The sequence below is a fragment of the Streptomyces sp. NPDC058335 genome (assembly GCF_042723915.1).
In the GTDB taxonomy this organism is placed as follows: Bacteria; Actinomycetota; Actinomycetes; order Streptomycetales; family Streptomycetaceae; genus Streptomyces.
Map to the genome: position 1 here is coordinate 50,406 of NZ_JBHXHX010000002.1, position 16,053 is coordinate 66,458.

At 70.5% G+C, this 16,053-nt stretch carries 21 protein-coding genes; 18 read left to right on the forward strand and 3 right to left on the reverse strand.

The features are described 5' to 3' along the window. Nucleotide 1 precedes the first annotated feature (1 nt). The 7 genes from ACFWJX_RS03245 (at nucleotide 2) to ACFWJX_RS03275 (ending at nucleotide 4,528) form a co-directional block, all read left to right on the forward strand. Entirely contained in the window at nucleotides 2-1,273 is a 1,272-nt protein-coding gene (locus ACFWJX_RS03245) for a hypothetical protein (protein WP_383236073.1), read from the forward strand. A gap of 115 nt (nucleotides 1,274-1,388) precedes the next feature. Next, nucleotides 1,389-2,123 carry a DUF2993 domain-containing protein gene (locus ACFWJX_RS03250; protein WP_383236076.1) on the forward strand — a complete coding sequence of 245 codons (735 nt, stop codon included), beginning with the start codon at nucleotides 1,389-1,391 and terminating at the stop codon, nucleotides 2,121-2,123. A 208-nt stretch (nucleotides 2,124-2,331) separates the two neighbouring features. After that, the gene (locus tag ACFWJX_RS03255; RefSeq protein WP_374684262.1) at nucleotides 2,332-2,415 is read left to right on the forward strand and encodes a putative leader peptide; all 84 of its coding nucleotides are present in this window, start codon (nucleotides 2,332-2,334) and stop codon (nucleotides 2,413-2,415) included. A 134-nt stretch (nucleotides 2,416-2,549) separates the two neighbouring features. Further along, nucleotides 2,550-3,389, forward strand: coding sequence for a sulfurtransferase (locus ACFWJX_RS03260; protein WP_383236079.1), 840 nt, complete (start codon nucleotides 2,550-2,552; stop codon nucleotides 3,387-3,389). 43 nt (nucleotides 3,390-3,432) lie between these two features. Next, nucleotides 3,433-3,720, forward strand: a complete 288-nt coding sequence (locus ACFWJX_RS03265) for a DUF1416 domain-containing protein (RefSeq protein ID WP_383236082.1) — start codon at nucleotides 3,433-3,435, stop codon at nucleotides 3,718-3,720. A 57-nt stretch (nucleotides 3,721-3,777) separates the two neighbouring features. Next, nucleotides 3,778-4,131 carry a DUF3099 domain-containing protein gene (locus tag ACFWJX_RS03270; protein WP_383236085.1) on the forward strand — a complete coding sequence of 118 codons (354 nt, stop codon included), beginning with the start codon at nucleotides 3,778-3,780 and terminating at the stop codon, nucleotides 4,129-4,131. Nucleotides 4,132-4,141: 10 nt separating this feature from the next. Further along, nucleotides 4,142-4,528 carry a VOC family protein gene (locus tag ACFWJX_RS03275; protein ID WP_383236088.1) on the forward strand — a complete coding sequence of 129 codons (387 nt, stop codon included), beginning with the start codon at nucleotides 4,142-4,144 and terminating at the stop codon, nucleotides 4,526-4,528. Nucleotides 4,529-4,538: 10 nt separating this feature from the next. Here ACFWJX_RS03275 and ACFWJX_RS03280 read toward each other — a convergent pair whose 3' ends face one another. Next, nucleotides 4,539-4,901, reverse strand: coding sequence for a DsrE family protein (locus tag ACFWJX_RS03280; RefSeq protein WP_073495028.1), 363 nt, complete (start codon nucleotides 4,899-4,901; stop codon nucleotides 4,539-4,541). Nucleotides 4,902-4,992: 91 nt separating this feature from the next. Here ACFWJX_RS03280 and ACFWJX_RS03285 point away from each other — a divergent pair, with 91 nt between their 5' ends. The 6 genes from ACFWJX_RS03285 (at nucleotide 4,993) to ACFWJX_RS03310 (ending at nucleotide 10,158) form a co-directional block, all read left to right on the forward strand. After that, nucleotides 4,993-5,781, forward strand: a complete 789-nt coding sequence (locus tag ACFWJX_RS03285) for a hypothetical protein (protein ID WP_383236091.1) — start codon at nucleotides 4,993-4,995, stop codon at nucleotides 5,779-5,781. Next, nucleotides 5,778-6,908, forward strand: coding sequence for a hypothetical protein (locus ACFWJX_RS03290; protein ID WP_383236093.1), 1,131 nt, complete (start codon nucleotides 5,778-5,780; stop codon nucleotides 6,906-6,908). The genes ACFWJX_RS03285 and ACFWJX_RS03290 overlap by 4 nt, the downstream gene beginning before the upstream one ends. Further along, nucleotides 6,905-7,825 (forward strand): hypothetical protein, encoded by a 921-nt coding sequence (locus ACFWJX_RS03295; RefSeq protein ID WP_383236095.1) that lies wholly within the window; start codon nucleotides 6,905-6,907, stop codon nucleotides 7,823-7,825. Before ACFWJX_RS03290 ends, ACFWJX_RS03295 begins: the two co-directional genes overlap by 4 nt. Nucleotides 7,826-8,067: 242 nt before the next feature. Continuing rightward, a complete protein-coding gene (locus ACFWJX_RS03300; protein ID WP_383236098.1) occupies nucleotides 8,068-8,643 on the forward strand; it encodes an FABP family protein in 576 nt (191 codons plus the stop codon). Between the two features lie 66 nt (nucleotides 8,644-8,709). Next, on the forward strand, nucleotides 8,710-9,183 hold the full coding sequence (locus tag ACFWJX_RS03305; RefSeq protein WP_383236101.1) for a Fur family transcriptional regulator: 474 nt from the start codon (nucleotides 8,710-8,712) through the stop codon (nucleotides 9,181-9,183). Nucleotides 9,184-9,192: 9 nt separating this feature from the next. Continuing rightward, the gene (locus ACFWJX_RS03310; RefSeq protein ID WP_383236104.1) at nucleotides 9,193-10,158 is read left to right on the forward strand and encodes a YgfZ/GcvT domain-containing protein; all 966 of its coding nucleotides are present in this window, start codon (nucleotides 9,193-9,195) and stop codon (nucleotides 10,156-10,158) included. Nucleotides 10,159-10,168: 10 nt separating this feature from the next. On the opposite strand, the gene dtd is transcribed toward ACFWJX_RS03310, so the two are convergent. Further along, nucleotides 10,169-10,594, reverse strand: coding sequence for a D-aminoacyl-tRNA deacylase (gene dtd / locus ACFWJX_RS03315; protein WP_383236107.1), 426 nt, complete (start codon nucleotides 10,592-10,594; stop codon nucleotides 10,169-10,171). 157 nt (nucleotides 10,595-10,751) lie between these two features. On the opposite strand from dtd, the gene ACFWJX_RS03320 reads away from it, so the two are divergent. The 3 genes from ACFWJX_RS03320 to ACFWJX_RS03330 all read left to right on the forward strand — a co-directional run bounded on the left by ACFWJX_RS03320 (nucleotide 10,752) and on the right by ACFWJX_RS03330 (nucleotide 13,972). Then, a complete protein-coding gene (locus ACFWJX_RS03320) occupies nucleotides 10,752-11,330 on the forward strand; it encodes an aerial mycelium formation protein (RefSeq protein ID WP_383236110.1) in 579 nt (192 codons plus the stop codon). A 147-nt stretch (nucleotides 11,331-11,477) separates the two neighbouring features. Then, nucleotides 11,478-12,734, forward strand: coding sequence for a GNAT family N-acetyltransferase (locus ACFWJX_RS03325; RefSeq protein WP_383236113.1), 1,257 nt, complete (start codon nucleotides 11,478-11,480; stop codon nucleotides 12,732-12,734). A gap of 314 nt (nucleotides 12,735-13,048) precedes the next feature. Continuing rightward, on the forward strand, nucleotides 13,049-13,972 hold the full coding sequence (locus tag ACFWJX_RS03330) for a GntR family transcriptional regulator (protein WP_383236116.1): 924 nt from the start codon (nucleotides 13,049-13,051) through the stop codon (nucleotides 13,970-13,972). Here the strand turns inward: ACFWJX_RS03330 and ACFWJX_RS03335 are convergent. Further along, nucleotides 13,962-14,144, reverse strand: coding sequence for a hypothetical protein (locus tag ACFWJX_RS03335; protein WP_073499159.1), 183 nt, complete (start codon nucleotides 14,142-14,144; stop codon nucleotides 13,962-13,964). The two genes, ACFWJX_RS03330 and ACFWJX_RS03335, sit on opposite strands and share 11 nt — an antisense overlap. 165 nt (nucleotides 14,145-14,309) lie before the next feature. Between ACFWJX_RS03335 and ACFWJX_RS03340 the strand changes: the two genes are divergently transcribed. Both ACFWJX_RS03340 and ACFWJX_RS03345 read left to right on the forward strand, forming a co-directional pair. Continuing rightward, nucleotides 14,310-15,185 carry a winged helix-turn-helix domain-containing protein gene (locus ACFWJX_RS03340; RefSeq protein ID WP_383236119.1) on the forward strand — a complete coding sequence of 292 codons (876 nt, stop codon included), beginning with the start codon at nucleotides 14,310-14,312 and terminating at the stop codon, nucleotides 15,183-15,185. Further along, nucleotides 15,185-15,937, forward strand: coding sequence for an HAD family hydrolase (locus tag ACFWJX_RS03345; protein ID WP_383236121.1), 753 nt, complete (start codon nucleotides 15,185-15,187; stop codon nucleotides 15,935-15,937). The genes ACFWJX_RS03340 and ACFWJX_RS03345 overlap by 1 nt, the downstream gene beginning before the upstream one ends. Nucleotides 15,938-16,053: the final 116 nt, after the last annotated feature.

The following is a 16,053-nucleotide window of genomic DNA, read 5'->3' on the forward strand; positions in this document are numbered from 1 at the left end:
GATGACCGACCAGCCGTACGAGGGCCAGTACCCGCAGGGGTACGACCCGTATCAGCAGGCCCAGCCGCAGGCCCCGCAGCAGGACTGGCCCGCCCGGCAGCAGCCGTACGGGTACGAGGACCCGCAGGCCCACCTCCAGCACACCCAGCAGTGGCAGGGCCAGACCTGGGAGACCAGCGTCCAGCCGCCCGTGGCGGCGGCGGACCCGGCGGAGACGGCGTACCTGCCCCCGCAGACGGGCGAGGCCCCGGCCTGGCAGCAGCAGGCACCCGCGTACCAGCGGGATCAGTATCAGCAGCCCCAGTATCAGCAGCCGCAGTATCAGCAGCCGCAGTACCAGCAGCCGCAGTACCAGCAGCACCCGCACGAGCAGCAGGGGCAGTATCAGGCGTCCTACGGGCAACAGGTGCCGTACGGGCAACAGGCCGCCCCCGCCCCGGTCGTCCCCGAGGCGATGCCCGAGGGCGAGGCCGGGGGGCCGTCGTACGGGCCCGCCACCATGGCCGGCAACGCGCGCATCACCGATGCCCAGCGGGCCCGCCTCGAAGGCCGTTCGCCGGTCATCGAACCCGGGATGCAGCCCGCAGCGCTCACCGCGCTCCTCGGCCTGCTCCTGTCCGGTACGGCGGCGATCGGCACGTACGCGCTGGTCGTCCCGCTCGTCGTCCTCCAGGCCGTCACGGCGGCCGGCTGGTTCCGGCTGAACGGCATGTGGCCGGCCCGGCAGGGCATCGCGCTGGCCTTCCTCGGCGCGCTGGTCTCCGACGTGGCGCTCCTCGGGGCCGGCCGCGAGAACGCACCGGCCGCGATCCTGGGCAGCCTCGGCGTCTGGGTCCTGCTCTGCCTCGTCCTCCAGCTCCGCTCGCACGCCGACCCCGACGAGCGCATGTACGGCCTGATGGCGACGGTCACCTCGGCCGCGCTGGCGATCCTCGCCACCGGCCACCTCGGGGCCGACCCGGACGCGGTGACGGTCGGCGCCGCCGCGGTCGCCGTCGCCGTACCGGCCCGCGCGCTGCCGCTGCCGACCCCTGCCTCGGTGGTCGTCGCGCTGCTCGCGGCGGCGGGTGCGGGCATCGCGGTCGGCGGGATGACCGGACTGGGCGCGAAGGGTGCCCTGCTCGGTGCGGGTGCGGCGGTCTGCGCGCTGATCGGCCACCGGGTGGCGAGCTACGACTACCCGTCGCGTTTCGTGCACTTCACGGCGGGCGTCGCCCTGCCGCTGGCCGCCGCGGCACCGGCGGTGTACGTGCTGGGACGGGCGGTCGGGTAGGGGGCCGAGGGTCGCCTGTGTCACAGGTGATCGACAAATTCCGGCCACTCTCCGCGTCCGGAGTTACCGTGAGTGGTCAATGACTGTCCGACCATCCGGGTGGGGGAACAACCGCATGCGAGCGCTTCGAATACTGCTGGTCGTCGTCGTGGTCCTGGGCGGCCTGTTCGTGCTCGCCGACCGCCTCGCCGTGAACTTCGCCGAGGGCGAGGTCGCGGACAAGCTGCGGGCGAACGAGGGCCTCGCGGCCACCCCGGACGTGTCGATCAAGGGCTTCCCGTTCCTCACCCAGGTCGTCGGCGGCGAGCTGGACGACGTCGAGGTCGGCATCGACGACTACGAGGCCGCGGCCGGCGCCCAGGGCCAGAAGATCCGCATCGACGATCTCAAGGCGAACATGAAGGGCGTCGAGTTCTCCGGCGACTACAGCTCCGCCACCGCGACCAGCGCCACCGGCACCGCGTCCATCAGCTACGCGGAGCTGCTGAAGACCGCCAAGTCCGAGCCGACCGAGGTCGGTCCGGCCACGGCCCGGGTCATCGGTCTCTCCGACGGCGGCAACGGAAAGATCAAGGTCACCGTCGAGGTGAGCGTCGGGGGCACGAAGCTGCCGCAGCCCGTCTCGGTGCTGAGCACGGTCACCGCCGAGGGTGACACCGTCCGGGTGCACGCCGACTCGCTGCCCAGCTTCGGCCCCTTCCAGGTCGCCGAGGACGAGGTGCGCGGCATCACCGACTTCGAGCAGAAGATCGACGACCTGCCGGGCGGCATCCAGCTCGACAAGGTCGAGGCCGCGCAGAACGGCGTGGAGATCACGGTGAAGGGTTCCAACGTCCGCCTCGCCGGGTAGGACCATCCCCGGTGGACGGCGGGTGTCCGACAGGCGAGACACCGCCGTCCGCAGCGCAGATGGGGTGACGGATACAGAGGGATACGGGCGCCCGACAGTCGTGCGACGACTGTCCGGGCGCCTTCTGTTTCCCAATATGCGGACGATCGCGTCTCACCATGCGGAGCGTTGGTGACACGTCCGCCCATACGTCCCTACGATCGACCGCATGAAGCAGCGACAGGCGGATCTCACGAAGCGGCGGGCAGTAGACCTGTGCCGCGTCGCCGCCATGCTCTGTCGCCCTGCCTGAGCGGAAGCCCAGCCGGCCTTCCGCGCCCTCCCGACGCCCCCTTCGAGGGCGTCCGTGCGTCGGCCGCCGGCGAGACCCGGCCGCGCACCCTCCTTTCTTGCACCCCGCCGTAACTGCCCCGGAGGAGAACGAGCATGAGCCGCAGCGACGTCCTGGTCGACGCCGACTGGGTCGAGGCAAACCTCGACAACCCGGACATCGCCATCGTCGAGGTCGACGAGGACACGTCCGCGTACGAGAAGAACCACATCAAGAACGCGATCCGGATCGACTGGACCCAGGACCTCCAGGACCCGGTCCGCCGTGACTTCATCGACCAGGAGGGCTTCGAGAAGCTCCTGTCGGCGAAGGGCATCGGCAACGACACCCTGGTGATCCTGTACGGCGGCAACAACAACTGGTTCGCGTCCTACGCCTACTGGTACTTCAAGCTCTACGGCCACGAGAACGTCAAGCTTCTCGACGGCGGCCGCAAGAAGTGGGAGCTGGACGCCCGCGAGCTGGTCGAAGAGGTGCCCGAGCGCCCGGCGACCACCTACAAGGCCAAGCCGCAGAACAGCGCCATCCGCGCCTTCCGCGACGACGTCGTGGCGGCCATCGGCACGCAGAACCTGGTCGACGTCCGGTCGCCCGACGAGTTCTCCGGCAAGCTGCTCGCCCCGGCCCACCTGCCGCAGGAGCAGTCGCAGCGTCCGGGCCACGTCCCGAGCGCCCGCAACATCCCGTGGTCGAAGAACGCCAACGACGACGGCACCTTCAAGTCGGACGAGGAGCTGAAGACCCTCTACGCCGACGAGCAGGTCGACCTGGCCAAGGACACCATCGCCTACTGCCGCATCGGTGAGCGCTCGGCCCTGACCTGGTTCGTGCTGCACGAGCTGCTCGGCGTCGAGAACGTCAAGAACTACGACGGCTCGTGGACCGAGTACGGCTCCCTCGTCGGCGTGCCGATCGAGCTCGGCGCCAACAAGTAACCCACCGACCCGACCTTCTGGTCAGACCCCTCTGGAGAAAGACATGTGCGGAGCGAAGGCCGGCGGCCCGGACGCCTCGACGATCAAGCCCGGTGAGACCACCATCCAGGGTCAGGTGACCCGCGACGGCGAGCCGGTGACGGGCTACGTCCGTCTGCTCGACTCGACCGGCGAGTTCACCGCGGAGGTCCCCACCTCCGCCACCGGACAGTTCCGCTTCTACGCGGCCGAAGGCACCTGGACCGTCCGCGCCCTCGTGCCCGGCGGCACCGCCGACCGCACGGTCGTCGCCCAGCAGGGCGGCCTCGCGGAGATCGCGATCGCCGTCTGAGACGGCCGCAGACAGGCGCAGTCGGACGCAGTCGGCCGAAGGGCCGCACCTCTCGGGTTGGACACCTGGGGTGCGGCCCTTCGGCCTGTCCGACTCTTCCGACTTCTGTTCGACCGGGCCCGACCGTCTGCCGGGACCTACGCTGGACATATGTACGCCCGCCGTCGGCACGCCTACTTCGCCATGATGGGCACCTGCGTCGTGCTGTTCGTCCTGGCCTGGGCCGTCGTACGTCTCTGGTCGGTTCCCGTGGCCGTCGGGATGTGCGTGGTCGCGATGGTCATCCCGCCGCTCGCGGCCGTGGTCGCCAACCGGCGCGGCCCCGAGGACCGGTGGTGGGACGACCCGTCCGGTGATCCGAAGTCCGACGAGTGGTGGGACGAGCTGGACGGGAAGAAGCGGCACCAGTAGGAAGGTGGGCATGTCCTCCGCGAGGTTGTCCACCGTGGTGCTCGACGCGTACGACGCGCACGAGCTGGCCGGGTTCTACAGGCGTCTGCTCGGATACGAGGTGCGTGCCGAGGAGCCCGACTGGGTCCTCATCGGCCCGCCGCCCGGAGCCCCCGGCACGGCGCTCGCCTTCGAGAGCGAACCCGGATACGTCCCGCCCGTCTGGCCCACCCGCAGGCCGGAGGAACAGCAGATGATGCTGCACCTCGACATCGAGGTGGACGACCTGGAGGCGGAGACGGGGCGGGCCGTCGCCGAGGGCGCGCGGCTCGCGGAGTACCAGCCCCAGGAGGACGTACGGGTGCTGCTCGACCCCTCGGGACACCCGTTCTGCCTGTGGACGGAGACGCCCGAGTAGGGCTTGGGTCTCAGTAGACGAGCGCCTGGGTCTCGTCCGCCAGCGCCTCCTGCACGAACACCTGCGCCCCGGCGATCCGTACGCCCTCCAGGACGTCCTTCTCGGTGATGTCCCGCCGGGCCGCGCACTGCGTGCACAGCGTGACCCGGCCGCCGAGCAGGAGCGAGTCGAGCAGGTCCGGCAGCGGGGCGGCGTGCGGCAGCTCGAACTCGGCGGCCCGGCCCGGCAGCGCGAACCACGCGGACTCCCCGGTCAGCCACAGGGAGACCTCCACACCGCTGGCCACGGCCACCGCCGCCACCGTGAACGCCTGAGAACACCGTTCGGGGGCATCGGCCCCGGCCGTCACCTTGATCACGAGCTTCTTCGCCATGCCCGAATCGTAATCAACATCACGACAACCCCCTGAGTTGACCATGAGTCATCTGTGAAGCGCGCATACGGAATACGCGCTTCACGTTCTGATGGGGGACGTTGTGGAAGAACCCGAAGGGGCAGCGGAACCGGAGAGAGCGCCGGCCGACGAGGCGGCTCCCGCACCCCGGCCCCGCCGCCGGGGCCGGACCACGCTGCTGATCGCCGCGGCCGCCACGCTCGGCGTCGTCGCCGGCACCTGCACCGGCTACCTGGTCCAGGCCGACCGCGAGCCGACGAAGCTGCCGCCGCTGTCCCAGCCGGTGCTCGCCCAGGCGAAGGGGCCCGAGCCCGAACCGCTGTCCGCCGCACAGGACCGCAAGCTGCGGACCGACGGCGACCTGCGCGAGCTGCTGCTGAAGAAGCCCAAGGGCACGAAGGACGCCGAGTGGCTGGAGGGCTTGGACGGCTGGGTGGACCTGGCCGGCTACGCCGACCTGTACGAGGAACCGGGCGACGTGTTCCCCGACCTGGTCGGGGACGAGTTCCGCCGGGCCGCCGTCACCGGCTGGACCGAGGGCGGGTCGTACACCGTGGAGATCCGCCTGGTGCAGTTCCGGCAGGAGGAGACCCTGCAGGCCGACGAGTACAGCGACAACAACCAGTACTGGGCGGACGACGAAGACGCCACCGACAGCTGGGACCTCCCCGGCACCGAGGACGGCATGGTCTACGTCCACCGCGAGCCCGAGACCGAGCCGGGCTATGTGCCGGTGTACTCCGCCGAGGCGCACGCCTGGCGCGGTGACATCACGATGGAGATCTGGGTCTCCGGCACCAAGACGATTCCCAAGAAGAAGATCATGGACCTGGCCCGCCGGCAGATGGAGCGGCTGTGAGCGACGAGAAGGAGCACCCCGCCGCCGAGGCCGCCGAGGCCCCTGAGGCCCCTGAGGCCACCGAGGCCACCGAGGCCCCTGAAGCCATCGCGGCTTCGGAGGCCGGAGATCCCTCGGAGGCCCGTGAGGCCGCGAAGGCCAGCGAGGCTTCTGGGGTTGTGGGGGCCCACGGGGCGCTAGGGGCCGGTGAGATTCTGGAGGCAGAAAAGGCCTCCGAGGCCACTGAGGCCGTGGCGACTCCGGAGGCCAGAGAGGCCTCAGAGGCAAGTGAGGCGAGTGAGGCCGCGAAGCCCGCTGAGGCCACCACCGACGTCGTGGACGCGATCGAGCCCGCCGACGTCACCGAGTCCGCGCCCCTCGTGCCCGAGGCCGCTGCCGGGCGCAGGCGGATACGCGTGGGCAGAATCGCCTCCGTCGCCGGTTGCGTGCTGCTGGCCGGCGCCGTCGTCGCCGGTGTCGGCGGCACGGTCGTCGCCGTGCGGGACGCCGACCGGGACGCGGGCGCCCCCGTCTGGAAGTTCCCCGAGAACAAGGCGGTGAAGGCGAAGTCCGCCCCCCGGACAGGACTGTCCGGGATGCTCGTGCCCTACGGCGACGGCTGGGCGCGCGGCCAGGACCTCGGCGAGTTCGGCTACGACCGGGAACTCAGCGGTGCCCAGGCCACGGCCATGCGCAAGGAATCTTTGAGCGACCTGCCCCGCTCCCAGCGCAAGCGGCTGGAGAAGGAGATCGACAAGCAGCGCGTCAAGGGCATGGCCATGCGCAGCTATGCCCTGACGGCCGACAACTCTCTCTTCACGGACGAGCCGGTGACGGTGAGCGTCGTGCTGACCCAGATGGAGAGCAAGGCGGCCGTCCGGGACATCGTGACGTTCCAGAACGAGTTCCTCGAAGCCCTGGGCGCCTTCCGCGACGGACCGACGATCAAGGGCCACAAGAACGCCAAGTGCTTCCTGACGCCCAAGGACGACGAGGAGGACATCGACCTGATGACCTGTTCGGCGTACCAGGGAGAAGTCCTGGTCAGTGTCAACGCCGAGGCCGTCAAGCCGATGAACACCAAGGCCGTCGCGGCACTGCTGACCGACCAGCTCGACCGTGTCGAGGAACCGGGGGAGGCCGTATGACCGAGCAGACGCACGAAGCGCAGGAAGCGCAGCAGACAGAGGCGACCGGGGAGCAGCCGGCGGTCCCGCCGCCGCCCGCCGTCGCCCCCGGGGTCCAGGCTGTGCCGGCTGTGCCGGACGCCCTCGGTGAGCCGGTCCCCCCGCGGCCCAGGAAGGACCGCCGGGTACTGCGGGCCGTGCTGCGCTGGACGACCGTCGCCGTGGTGTTCGGGGCGGTCGGGACGGCGACGGCGTACGGCATCACGGGGATGGAGCGGACGGATGTGCCGGGGCTCGCCACGGAGTCGGACGGTCGCTGGGACTACCCTTTGCTGGTCAAGCCGCCCCTGCCCTCCGGCAGCCCCGGGCCCCTCGCCACGGAGAACCTGGCCGGCACGCACCACGCCGACCTGCGCGCCCTCCTGCTGCCCGCACCCGAAGGTGCCAAGGAGGACAAGGCGCTGCGCGGCGCGGACGGCTGGCTGCCGACGAAGGACTACCTCGCGGAGTACGAACTGGAGGAGGACCGCGAGGAGCTGGGCCAGAGGCTCGTCGACCGGGGTCTGCGGCACATCGCGGCCCGCGGCTGGACCACTGCGGACGGCACCCGGACCCGGATCTACCTGCTCCAGTTCGGCACGGCGGCCGTCGTGGACAAGCTGATCGCGACCGACGCCGTCGCCTTCGTCCCGCCCGCCTACCAGGTGCGGGGCGCCGCCGAGGTCGAGTACGACGAGGGCTTCCCGCAGTTCGCCGACGTGTCGGGGGTGGAGAACTCTCCCTACGCCGAGACCAAGCCGTACGGGCCGGAGCAGGTGCGGTTCGCCCATCTCGCCGTCGGTGACGTGTACGGCCTGGTCGTCCAGTCCCGCAAGGGCGCTGCCCTCGCCGTCCCCTTCCAGCAGACGGTGACGTTGCAGAGCCAGTTGCTGGGCTGACGCCCGCGAGGGTGTACCTCACAAAGAGGGCCGGTCCCCGGCCGCGTAAGCTGGGGCCCGGCCCTGTTGTACGTATCCGAGTCGTACGTACCCCGAAGCACGCTCATCCGAGGAGCACCCGTGGAGATCTTCTTCGAAGCCCTGCTGGTCCTGGTCTGCGTCGGCGTCCTCGCCTTCGCCGGGCTGACCGTGAAGAAGCTGTACCAGGGCCAGCGCTGACCCACGTCTAGGAAGTGCCACCGATGATCGAGATCCCGTCCGACCTGCACAAGGACCTCGTCCCCCTCGCCTTCCTGCTGGGCAGCTGGGCGGGCGCGGGCGTGCACGACTTCCCCGGCTCCGAGAAGTGCAACTTCGGGCAGGAGGCCACCTTCACGCACGACGGCCGGGACTTCCTGGAGTACCGCTCCCACACCTGGGTGCTGGACCAGGACGGCAACAAGGTCCGCCCCCTGGAGTCCGAGTACGGCTTCTGGCGGATCGACGCCGACCGCAAGGTCGAGGTGACGATGGTCCGCGACGACGGCGTCGTCGAGATCTGGTACGGCGAGCTGGCCGACAAGAAGCCGCAGATCGACCTGGCCACGGACGCGGTTGCCCGCACGGCCGCCTCCGGCCCGTACACGGGCGGCAAGCGCCTCTACGGCTACGTCAAGGGCGACGTGATGTGGGTCGGCGAGAAGCAGACCCCCGAGGTCGAGCTGCGCCCCTACATGTCGGCCCACCTGAAGAAGGTCGTCACCCCGGAGGACGTCGAACGCTGGGCGAAGGCCCTCCCGGACGACATGCCGGACGACGGCATCGCCTTCTTCAAGTAGGTCCGTCGTTCGGGTGAGGCCCGCGAGCCCGGCCTGATCCACACGAGAAGCCCTAGACTCATCGGTGTGGTGAGCATCGACTGGAAGAGCGATCTGCGGCAGCGCGGCTACCGCCTGACCCCGCAGCGGCAACTCGTCCTCGAAGCCGTGGACACGCTGGAGCACGCGACCCCCGACGACATCCTCGTGGAAGTGAGGAAGACGGCGTCGGGGGTCAACATTTCCACCGTCTACCGGACGCTGGAGCTGCTGGAGGAGCTGGGGCTGGTCAGCCATGCCCACCTCGGGCACGGGGCGCCGACGTACCACCTCGCCGACCGGCACCACCACATCCACCTCGTCTGCCGCGACTGCGGCAACGTGATCGAGGCGGACGTGGGCGTGGCCGCCGAGTTCACGGCCAAGCTCCGTGCGACCTTCGGCTTCGACACCGACATGAAGCACTTCGCGATCTTCGGCCGCTGCAAGGACTGCGTGGCCGAGGCCGCCAAGGGGTCGACCACGGGTTCGACGGCCAAGAGTTCAACTACCGAGTCGTAGGCTTGTCCCATGAAGAGCCCTCTGCTGTCCCTGCCCGGCGCCGTCCCCGCCGAGGGCGTGGACGAAGGCGTCGCCGCCCACTACGGCGACCTGTTCCGCGAGCAGCGTGCCCTCGCCGAAGGCACCGGCTTCGTGGACCTGTCGCACCGCGGAGTCGTCACCGTCTCCGGCGACGACCGGCTGAGCTGGCTGCACCTCCTGCTCACCCAGCACGTCAGCGACCTGCCCACCGGCCGGGCCACCGAGGCGCTGATCCTCTCCGCGAACGGCCACATCGAACACGCGCTCTACCTGGTGGACGACGGCACGACCGTCTGGGCCCACGTCGAACCGGGCACCCAGGACGCGCTGATCGCGTACCTGGAGTCGATGAAGTTCTTCTACCGGGTCGAGGTCGCCGACCGGACGGCGGACATCGCGCTCGTCCACCTGTCCGCCGGTTCGATCGCCGAGGTGCCCGAGGGTGTCGTCGTCCGTGAGACGGCGTACGGCCGTGACCTGTTCCTGCCGCGCGCGGACCTGGAGTCGTACGCCGCGAAGTCCGGCCCCGCCGCCGGGCTCCTCGCCTACGAGGCCCTGCGCGTCGAGCAGCACCGGCCCCGCCTCGGCTTCGAGACCGACCACCGCACCATCCCGCACGAGCTTGGTTGGATCGGCAGCGCGGTGCACCTCCAGAAGGGCTGCTACCGCGGCCAGGAGACCGTCGCCCGCGTGCAGAACCTGGGCAAGCCGCCGCGCCGGCTGGTCTTCCTGCACCTCGACGGCAGCGAGGTGTACCTGCCGCCCGCCGGGACCGAGCTGCGCCGCGCCGACGAGGGCCCCGACGCCCGCAAGATCGGCGTCATCACCACCTCCGTACGCCACCACGAGCTGGGCCCGGTGGCGCTGGCCCTGGTGAAGCGGAACGTCCCGCTGGACGTCCCGCTGCTCGCCGACAACACGGCGGCGGCCCAGGAGGTCGTGGTCGAGCCGTAGGGCCCCTCGGCTACATCTCGATCAGCACGGTGAACGGGCCGTCGTTCGTCAGGGACACCCGCATCTGCGCGCCGAAACGGCCCGTCGCCACCGTGGCGCCCAGCGCGCGCAGCTGGGCGACCACCTCGTCGACGAGCGGCTCGGCCACATCGCCGGGGGCGGCCGCGTTCCAGGTGGGGCGGCGGCCCTTGCGGGCGTCGCCGTAGAGCGTGAACTGGCTGATGACGAGGAGCGGGGCGTCGATGTCGCTGCACGACCGCTCCTCGCTCAGCATGCGGACCGACCACAGTTTGCGGGCCAGCTGGGCGGCCTTCTCCTTGGTGTCCTCGTGGGTGACCCCGACGAGGACGCACAGCCCCTCGCCCTCGATCGACCCCACGGTCACGCCGTCCACGACGACGCTCGCGCCGTCCACTCTCTGCACCACCGCACGCATGCGCCCATCATGCCGTGCGGCCGGCGGACCCCCCGCGGGGGCTTCTTTTTTGATCCTTAAGCCACCATCTGGGCCGTTCGGGGGCACTCGGTCACATTGGGGCCACTTGGGGTGGCACGATGCTTCCCACACGCCGGTCGAGGGGACGGTAGAGCACATGAGCACACCGAGTACCGGGCAGCTGGGCCTGACCACCCAGCGTCCGCCCGTGCAGCGCACGGAGAGTCCACCGTGTCCGCTGCCGACGGAGCCGCCCGCGCACGACCTGGCCCGGCTGAGCCTGCCCGAACTGCGCACCCTGCGCCGGGACGCCCAGCGCGACGAGGCCGACCTCAGTTACGTACGACGGCTGCTCCAGGGCCGTATCGACATCCTGCGCGCGGAACTGGCCCGGCGTTCTCCTGCCGGGGCGGCGTCCGTGGTGGACCGTCTTCCGGAGATCCTCACGGACGCCCCGGCCCGGCACCGTTCCTCCGCCCGGCACGTCACGCTGGGCACCCCGCAGAGCGAGGAGTACCGGCGCCTGGCCTCGGAGATGCTCTCCGAGGTCGAACTCTCCGACCTGGGCGCCCGCACCGACCCGGAACTCCACGAGGCGATGGCCCGCCTCGTCGGCTACGAACACCAGGTCTCCCGCCGCCGTCAGCACCTCCAGCACACCGCGGACAAGTGCGGCAAGGAGGTCACCCGCCGTTACCGGGACGGCGAGGCCCAGGTGGACGACCTCCTGGTGTGAACCCTCCACCTGTCCGGGTGAGTTGAGGACGAGGCCGGAGGCCGACAGCGGGGTCTGGGGGCGCAGCCCGGGGTTCGGGACGGGAAGGGGCGGCGGGGGCGGGAAAATCCCCCGCGGCCCCCGCCCCGCCCCGCCTACCGTGACCTCATGACCACCACCCCCGCCGACATAGACGTACGCCGGATCACCGACGCGGAACTCGCCGCCTGGATGCGCACCGCGAAGACCGGCTTCCTCCGCCCTCCCACCGTCACAGAAGCCGACCTCGCCGCCCGCCGAACCGCCCACATCGGCTCCCGCACCTACGGCGCCTTCGACGCCGGCTCCTGCGTGGCGACCTTCCGCTCCTTCCCGCAGGAGCTGACGGCGGTCGGCGGCACCCCCGTCCCCGCCGACGCCATCTCCAACGTCGCCGTCCTCCCCACCCACCGCCGCCGCGGCATCCTCACCCGCCTGATGACCGAGGACCTGAGCGCCGCGAAGGACCGCGGCGACGTCGTGGCCACCCTCATCGCCGCCGAGTACCGCATCTACGGCCGCTACGGCTTCGGTCCGGCGACCAGCGCCGCCGAGTGGACGATCGACGTGCCCCGCACCGGTCTCGACCCGCACTGGCCGGGCCCCGAGGACGGCGGTCGCATCGACTTCGTCGGCCTGGAGGAGGTCCGCAAGACCGGCCCCGAACTGCACGAGCGGCTGCGCCGCGGCCGGCCGGGCGCGGTCAGCCGTACCGACGTGTGGTGGGAGACGGACACCGGCGCGCTGCGCGGGTACGGGGAGTGGAGCGAGCCGTTCTACGTCGCCTACCGGTCGACGGACGGCGAGGTGCAGGGGCTGGTCTCCTACAAGACGGACGACCAATGGGGCGACGCCAAGCAGCCGCTGAACACGGCGACGGTCGAGTGGCTGATCGCCACGACCCCGGCCGCGGAACGCGCCCTGTGGCACTACCTCTGCTCGATCGACTGGGTGGTGCGGGTCAAGTCGGGCGCCCGCTCTCCCGACGACCTCCTCCCGTCCTTCCTGCCGGACCCACGGGCGGCGAGCATCACCACCCAGACGGACTGGCTGTGGGTACGGATCCTGGACGTCGTACGGGCCCTGGAGGCGCGCACCTACGGCGGTTCGGGGTCGCTGGTGCTGGAGGTGGCCGACCGCGCCGGGTTCACCGGGGGCCGTTTCCTGCTGGAGGCCGGCCCCGACGGGGCGTCCTGCACGCCCACCGGCCGCAGCGCCGACCTCACCCTGGACGTGGCCACGCTGGCCTCGCTCTGGCTGGGCGACGAGTCGGCGCCGCGGCTGGCGGCGCTGGGACGGCTCGGAGAGGAACGAGCGGGCGCCGCCCTGGAGGCCGACGCCCTGCTGCGTACGCCCAGGCGCCCGTGGTGCCCGGACATGTTCTGAGCGCTCCCTCCTGCCTTCCTGCCTGCCTTCGTGCTTGCTGTGCGGTTGTTCATCCGTAGCTGTTCAGTTGTGGCTGTGCTGGTACGGCTGTTCAGTTGTGGCTGTGCGGCGCTCTGAAGTTGTGACTGTGCGTCGGTGTCGGCCAGCCCGGGCTCCCGGCTCCCCTCCGGAAGGGAGCTCGACTGGCCAACCGTCTGAAAGTTTGACCATGTTGTGGAAGTTGGCAGCCAACTTCACTGTACTTATGTCCGCCTGGAAGCGGCCTATAACCATCTCTCCTTGAACTGCCGCAAGATGGCGAGAAGTTGTAGTGTTTGGCCGTGGAGCCGGAACATGCCTCCGTCAATGGGCAGAAGAGGCCGGAGCGGTCGCCGCGACCGCAGCGGTCCCCCCGTGACGTGGCCGACGAGCTGCGCGCCCGGATCAGGGCCGGGGTGCTGCGGCCGGGTGAGCGCATGCCCACCCAGGCCAGGCTGGCGGAGGAGTTCGGCGTCGAGCGCGGAGCCGTCCGCCAGGCCCTGCGCATCCTCCAGTCGGAGCACCTGCTCACCAACGTCTCCAAGGGCGCACCGGCGACGGTCGCCCCGGATCTGGGTGCCGGCGCCCTCCTGACCGGCCCCGGAGCCTCGCCGCAGCCCACGATGGCGGCGCTGACCCCGCGCATCGCCGAGGCCTTCGCGGCCCCGCACGTCGAGATCGACGCCCTGTGCCTGACCGCCGTGTCGCTCACGCTGGCGATCGGTGAGCCGCTGCGCCGGATCCACGCGGGGGAGCTGAAACCGGCCAAGATCGATGTCCGGGTCCTGCTGCCGTCCCGGGACATCGACCTGGCGTTCCCGACGGCGGTGGACGGCTCGTCGGCCGAGCGGCTGCAGCGGCACTGGCTCGCCCACCGCAACGCGCAGGGCCAGGTGCTGCGGCACAACCTGCTCACCCTGCGCGCCACGCACGGCATCGACGTCCGGGTCAGCTTCCGCGCACTGCCCTTCACCCCGCCGGTCAAGCTCTACCTCCTCAACGGGACGGAAGCGCTGTTCGCCTACTACACGGTCAAGCGGCACGAGCAGCAGGTCGACCAGGAGCAGCTGGAGATGTACGACGCCGAGGGCACCCGCTCGGTTCTGTTCGCCTTCGAGCAGGGTGCCGGAGCGCGGGACACGACGTTCGTGGAGCAGTCGCTGCTGTGGTTCGACGCCCTGTGGGAGACCATCAGTTCGGACCTGGTGCTCACGAGCTGAGGGCGGGCCCGGTGACCAGGAGGGCGAGGATCACGGCACCTGCGGAGCTGAGGGTGGGCCGCCTGGACCTGATGCCGACGGTGAGCAGGAGCAGGCCGATGGTCCCGGCGGTGCCGTACTTCCACTGGACGGTCTGTTCGAGGACGACGGAGAGGATGGCGAGGGCGGGCATGGTGTTCCTCCCTTCAGAGGCGGGAAGCGCGGGGGAGGTGCGGAGGACGAACTTCCGCCAACTCTGCCAAGTTGGCAACCAACTTCAACTATGTTGTCCCCACTTGGTGACAACCGCTAAACAACTTCCGGGTAACTCCCGCCAGATGGATCGAAGTTGTAGCGTTTGGTCGTGACTCAGGAGAACGTGGCAGTGAACGGCAGCCGAAGGCTTTCGCCGCAGGAGATCGCCGATGTCCTGCGCGAACGCATCCGTGCCGGAGAACTCAGGGCCGGTGACCGACTGCCCACGCAGGCCGAACTCGCCGACGAGTTCGGCGTGGAGCGCGGTGCCGTGCGCCAGGCCCTGCGCGCGCTCCAGGACGACGGTCTCCTCACCAACGTGAGCAAGGGCAGCCCGCCGCGCATCGCGGAACAGGCGTCCGCCCGGGACGAGCCCCAGCCCACGATGGTTGCCCTGGCCTCCCGGCTGACCGCTGCCTTCTCGGCCCAGCACGTCCGCATCGACGCGGCCTGCCTCACCGCCGAGAGCCTCATTCCGGCCCTCAGCGAACCCGTCCGGCTGATCCACGGCGGCAGTCTCCGCCCGCAGAAGATCGACGTCCGCATCCTGCTGCCCTCCCGCGACATCGACCTCGCCTTCCCGGTCCCGGTCGACGCCCGCGGCAGCGATGACCCGGTCCACGAGCGCTGGCTGGCGATGCGCAACGCCCAGGGCCACGTCCTGCGCCACAACCTGCTCACCCTGCGCTCGCACGGCATCGACGTGAGCGTGTCCTTCCGGGCACTGCCCTTCACCCCGCCGGTGAAGCTGTACCTCCTCAACGGGCAGGAGGCGCTGATGGCGTACTACATGGTCATGCGGCGCGAGGAGTCCACCGACGACGGAGTCCTCGACATGTACGACGTGCTGGGCACCGAGTCGCTCCTGTTCTCCTTCGAGAAGGCGACCGGCGCGCGTGACGCCATCTTCGTGGACGAATCCCAGAAGTGGTTCGACGCCCTCTGGGAAACCATCACCTCGGACCTGACACTCTCTTAGTGACCTCTGATACGACGCAGACCGAACAGGTGGCATCCGAGACCGAGAACGACAGGAACGAGGCGCTGGGCGCACTGCTCGCGCCCGCCCGCGTGGTCCTCTGGGACTTCGACGGGCCGATCTGCCGGCTGTTCGCCGGGCACTCGGCGGAGCGGGTGGCGGTCGGCCTGGTCGAGTGGCTGGAGATACAGGGCCTGCGCGGACTGCTGACGGAGGGCGAGCGGGAATCCCCCGACCCCCATGCCGTCCTGCGCGCCGTGGACCTGCGCCACCCCGGCAGCGACCTGGTCGCGGAGCTGGAGGAGCGGCTCACCCAGGAGGAACTGAAGGCCACCGCCTCGGCGATGCCCACGGCGTGGGCCGACCCGCTGATCCGCACCCTGACGGCGGTGGGCCGCCGCCTGGCCATCACGACGAACAACTCCCCACGCGTCGTGACCACATACCTGACGAGCCGCGGCCTCGGCTCCTGCTTCACCCCCCACATCTACGGCCGCACGCGCGATCTGCACCTCCTCAAGCCCGACCCGGACTGTCTGAACCGGGCGCTGCGCGCGGTCGGCGCGGCTCCGTCCGCCGCCCTGATGATCGGCGACACCCCATCGGACTGCGTCGCCGCCCGGCAGGCCGGTGTCCCCTTCCTCGGCTACGCGCGCAACAAGAGGAAGGAGGAGCTGCTCAGGGACGCGGGCGCGAGGAACGTGGTGGACTCGCTGGAACCGGTGCTGAAGGCGGTCCGGAGCCAGGCCTGAGCCGGTCAGGCCGCGTCGGCCAGGCCTGAGCCATCTTCACGAGTAGGCCGCGGGCGTGCGCTAGCATGCCCGGACCGCGCGGGGAATCCCTCTCACCCATCCGAACGAGACGGCGA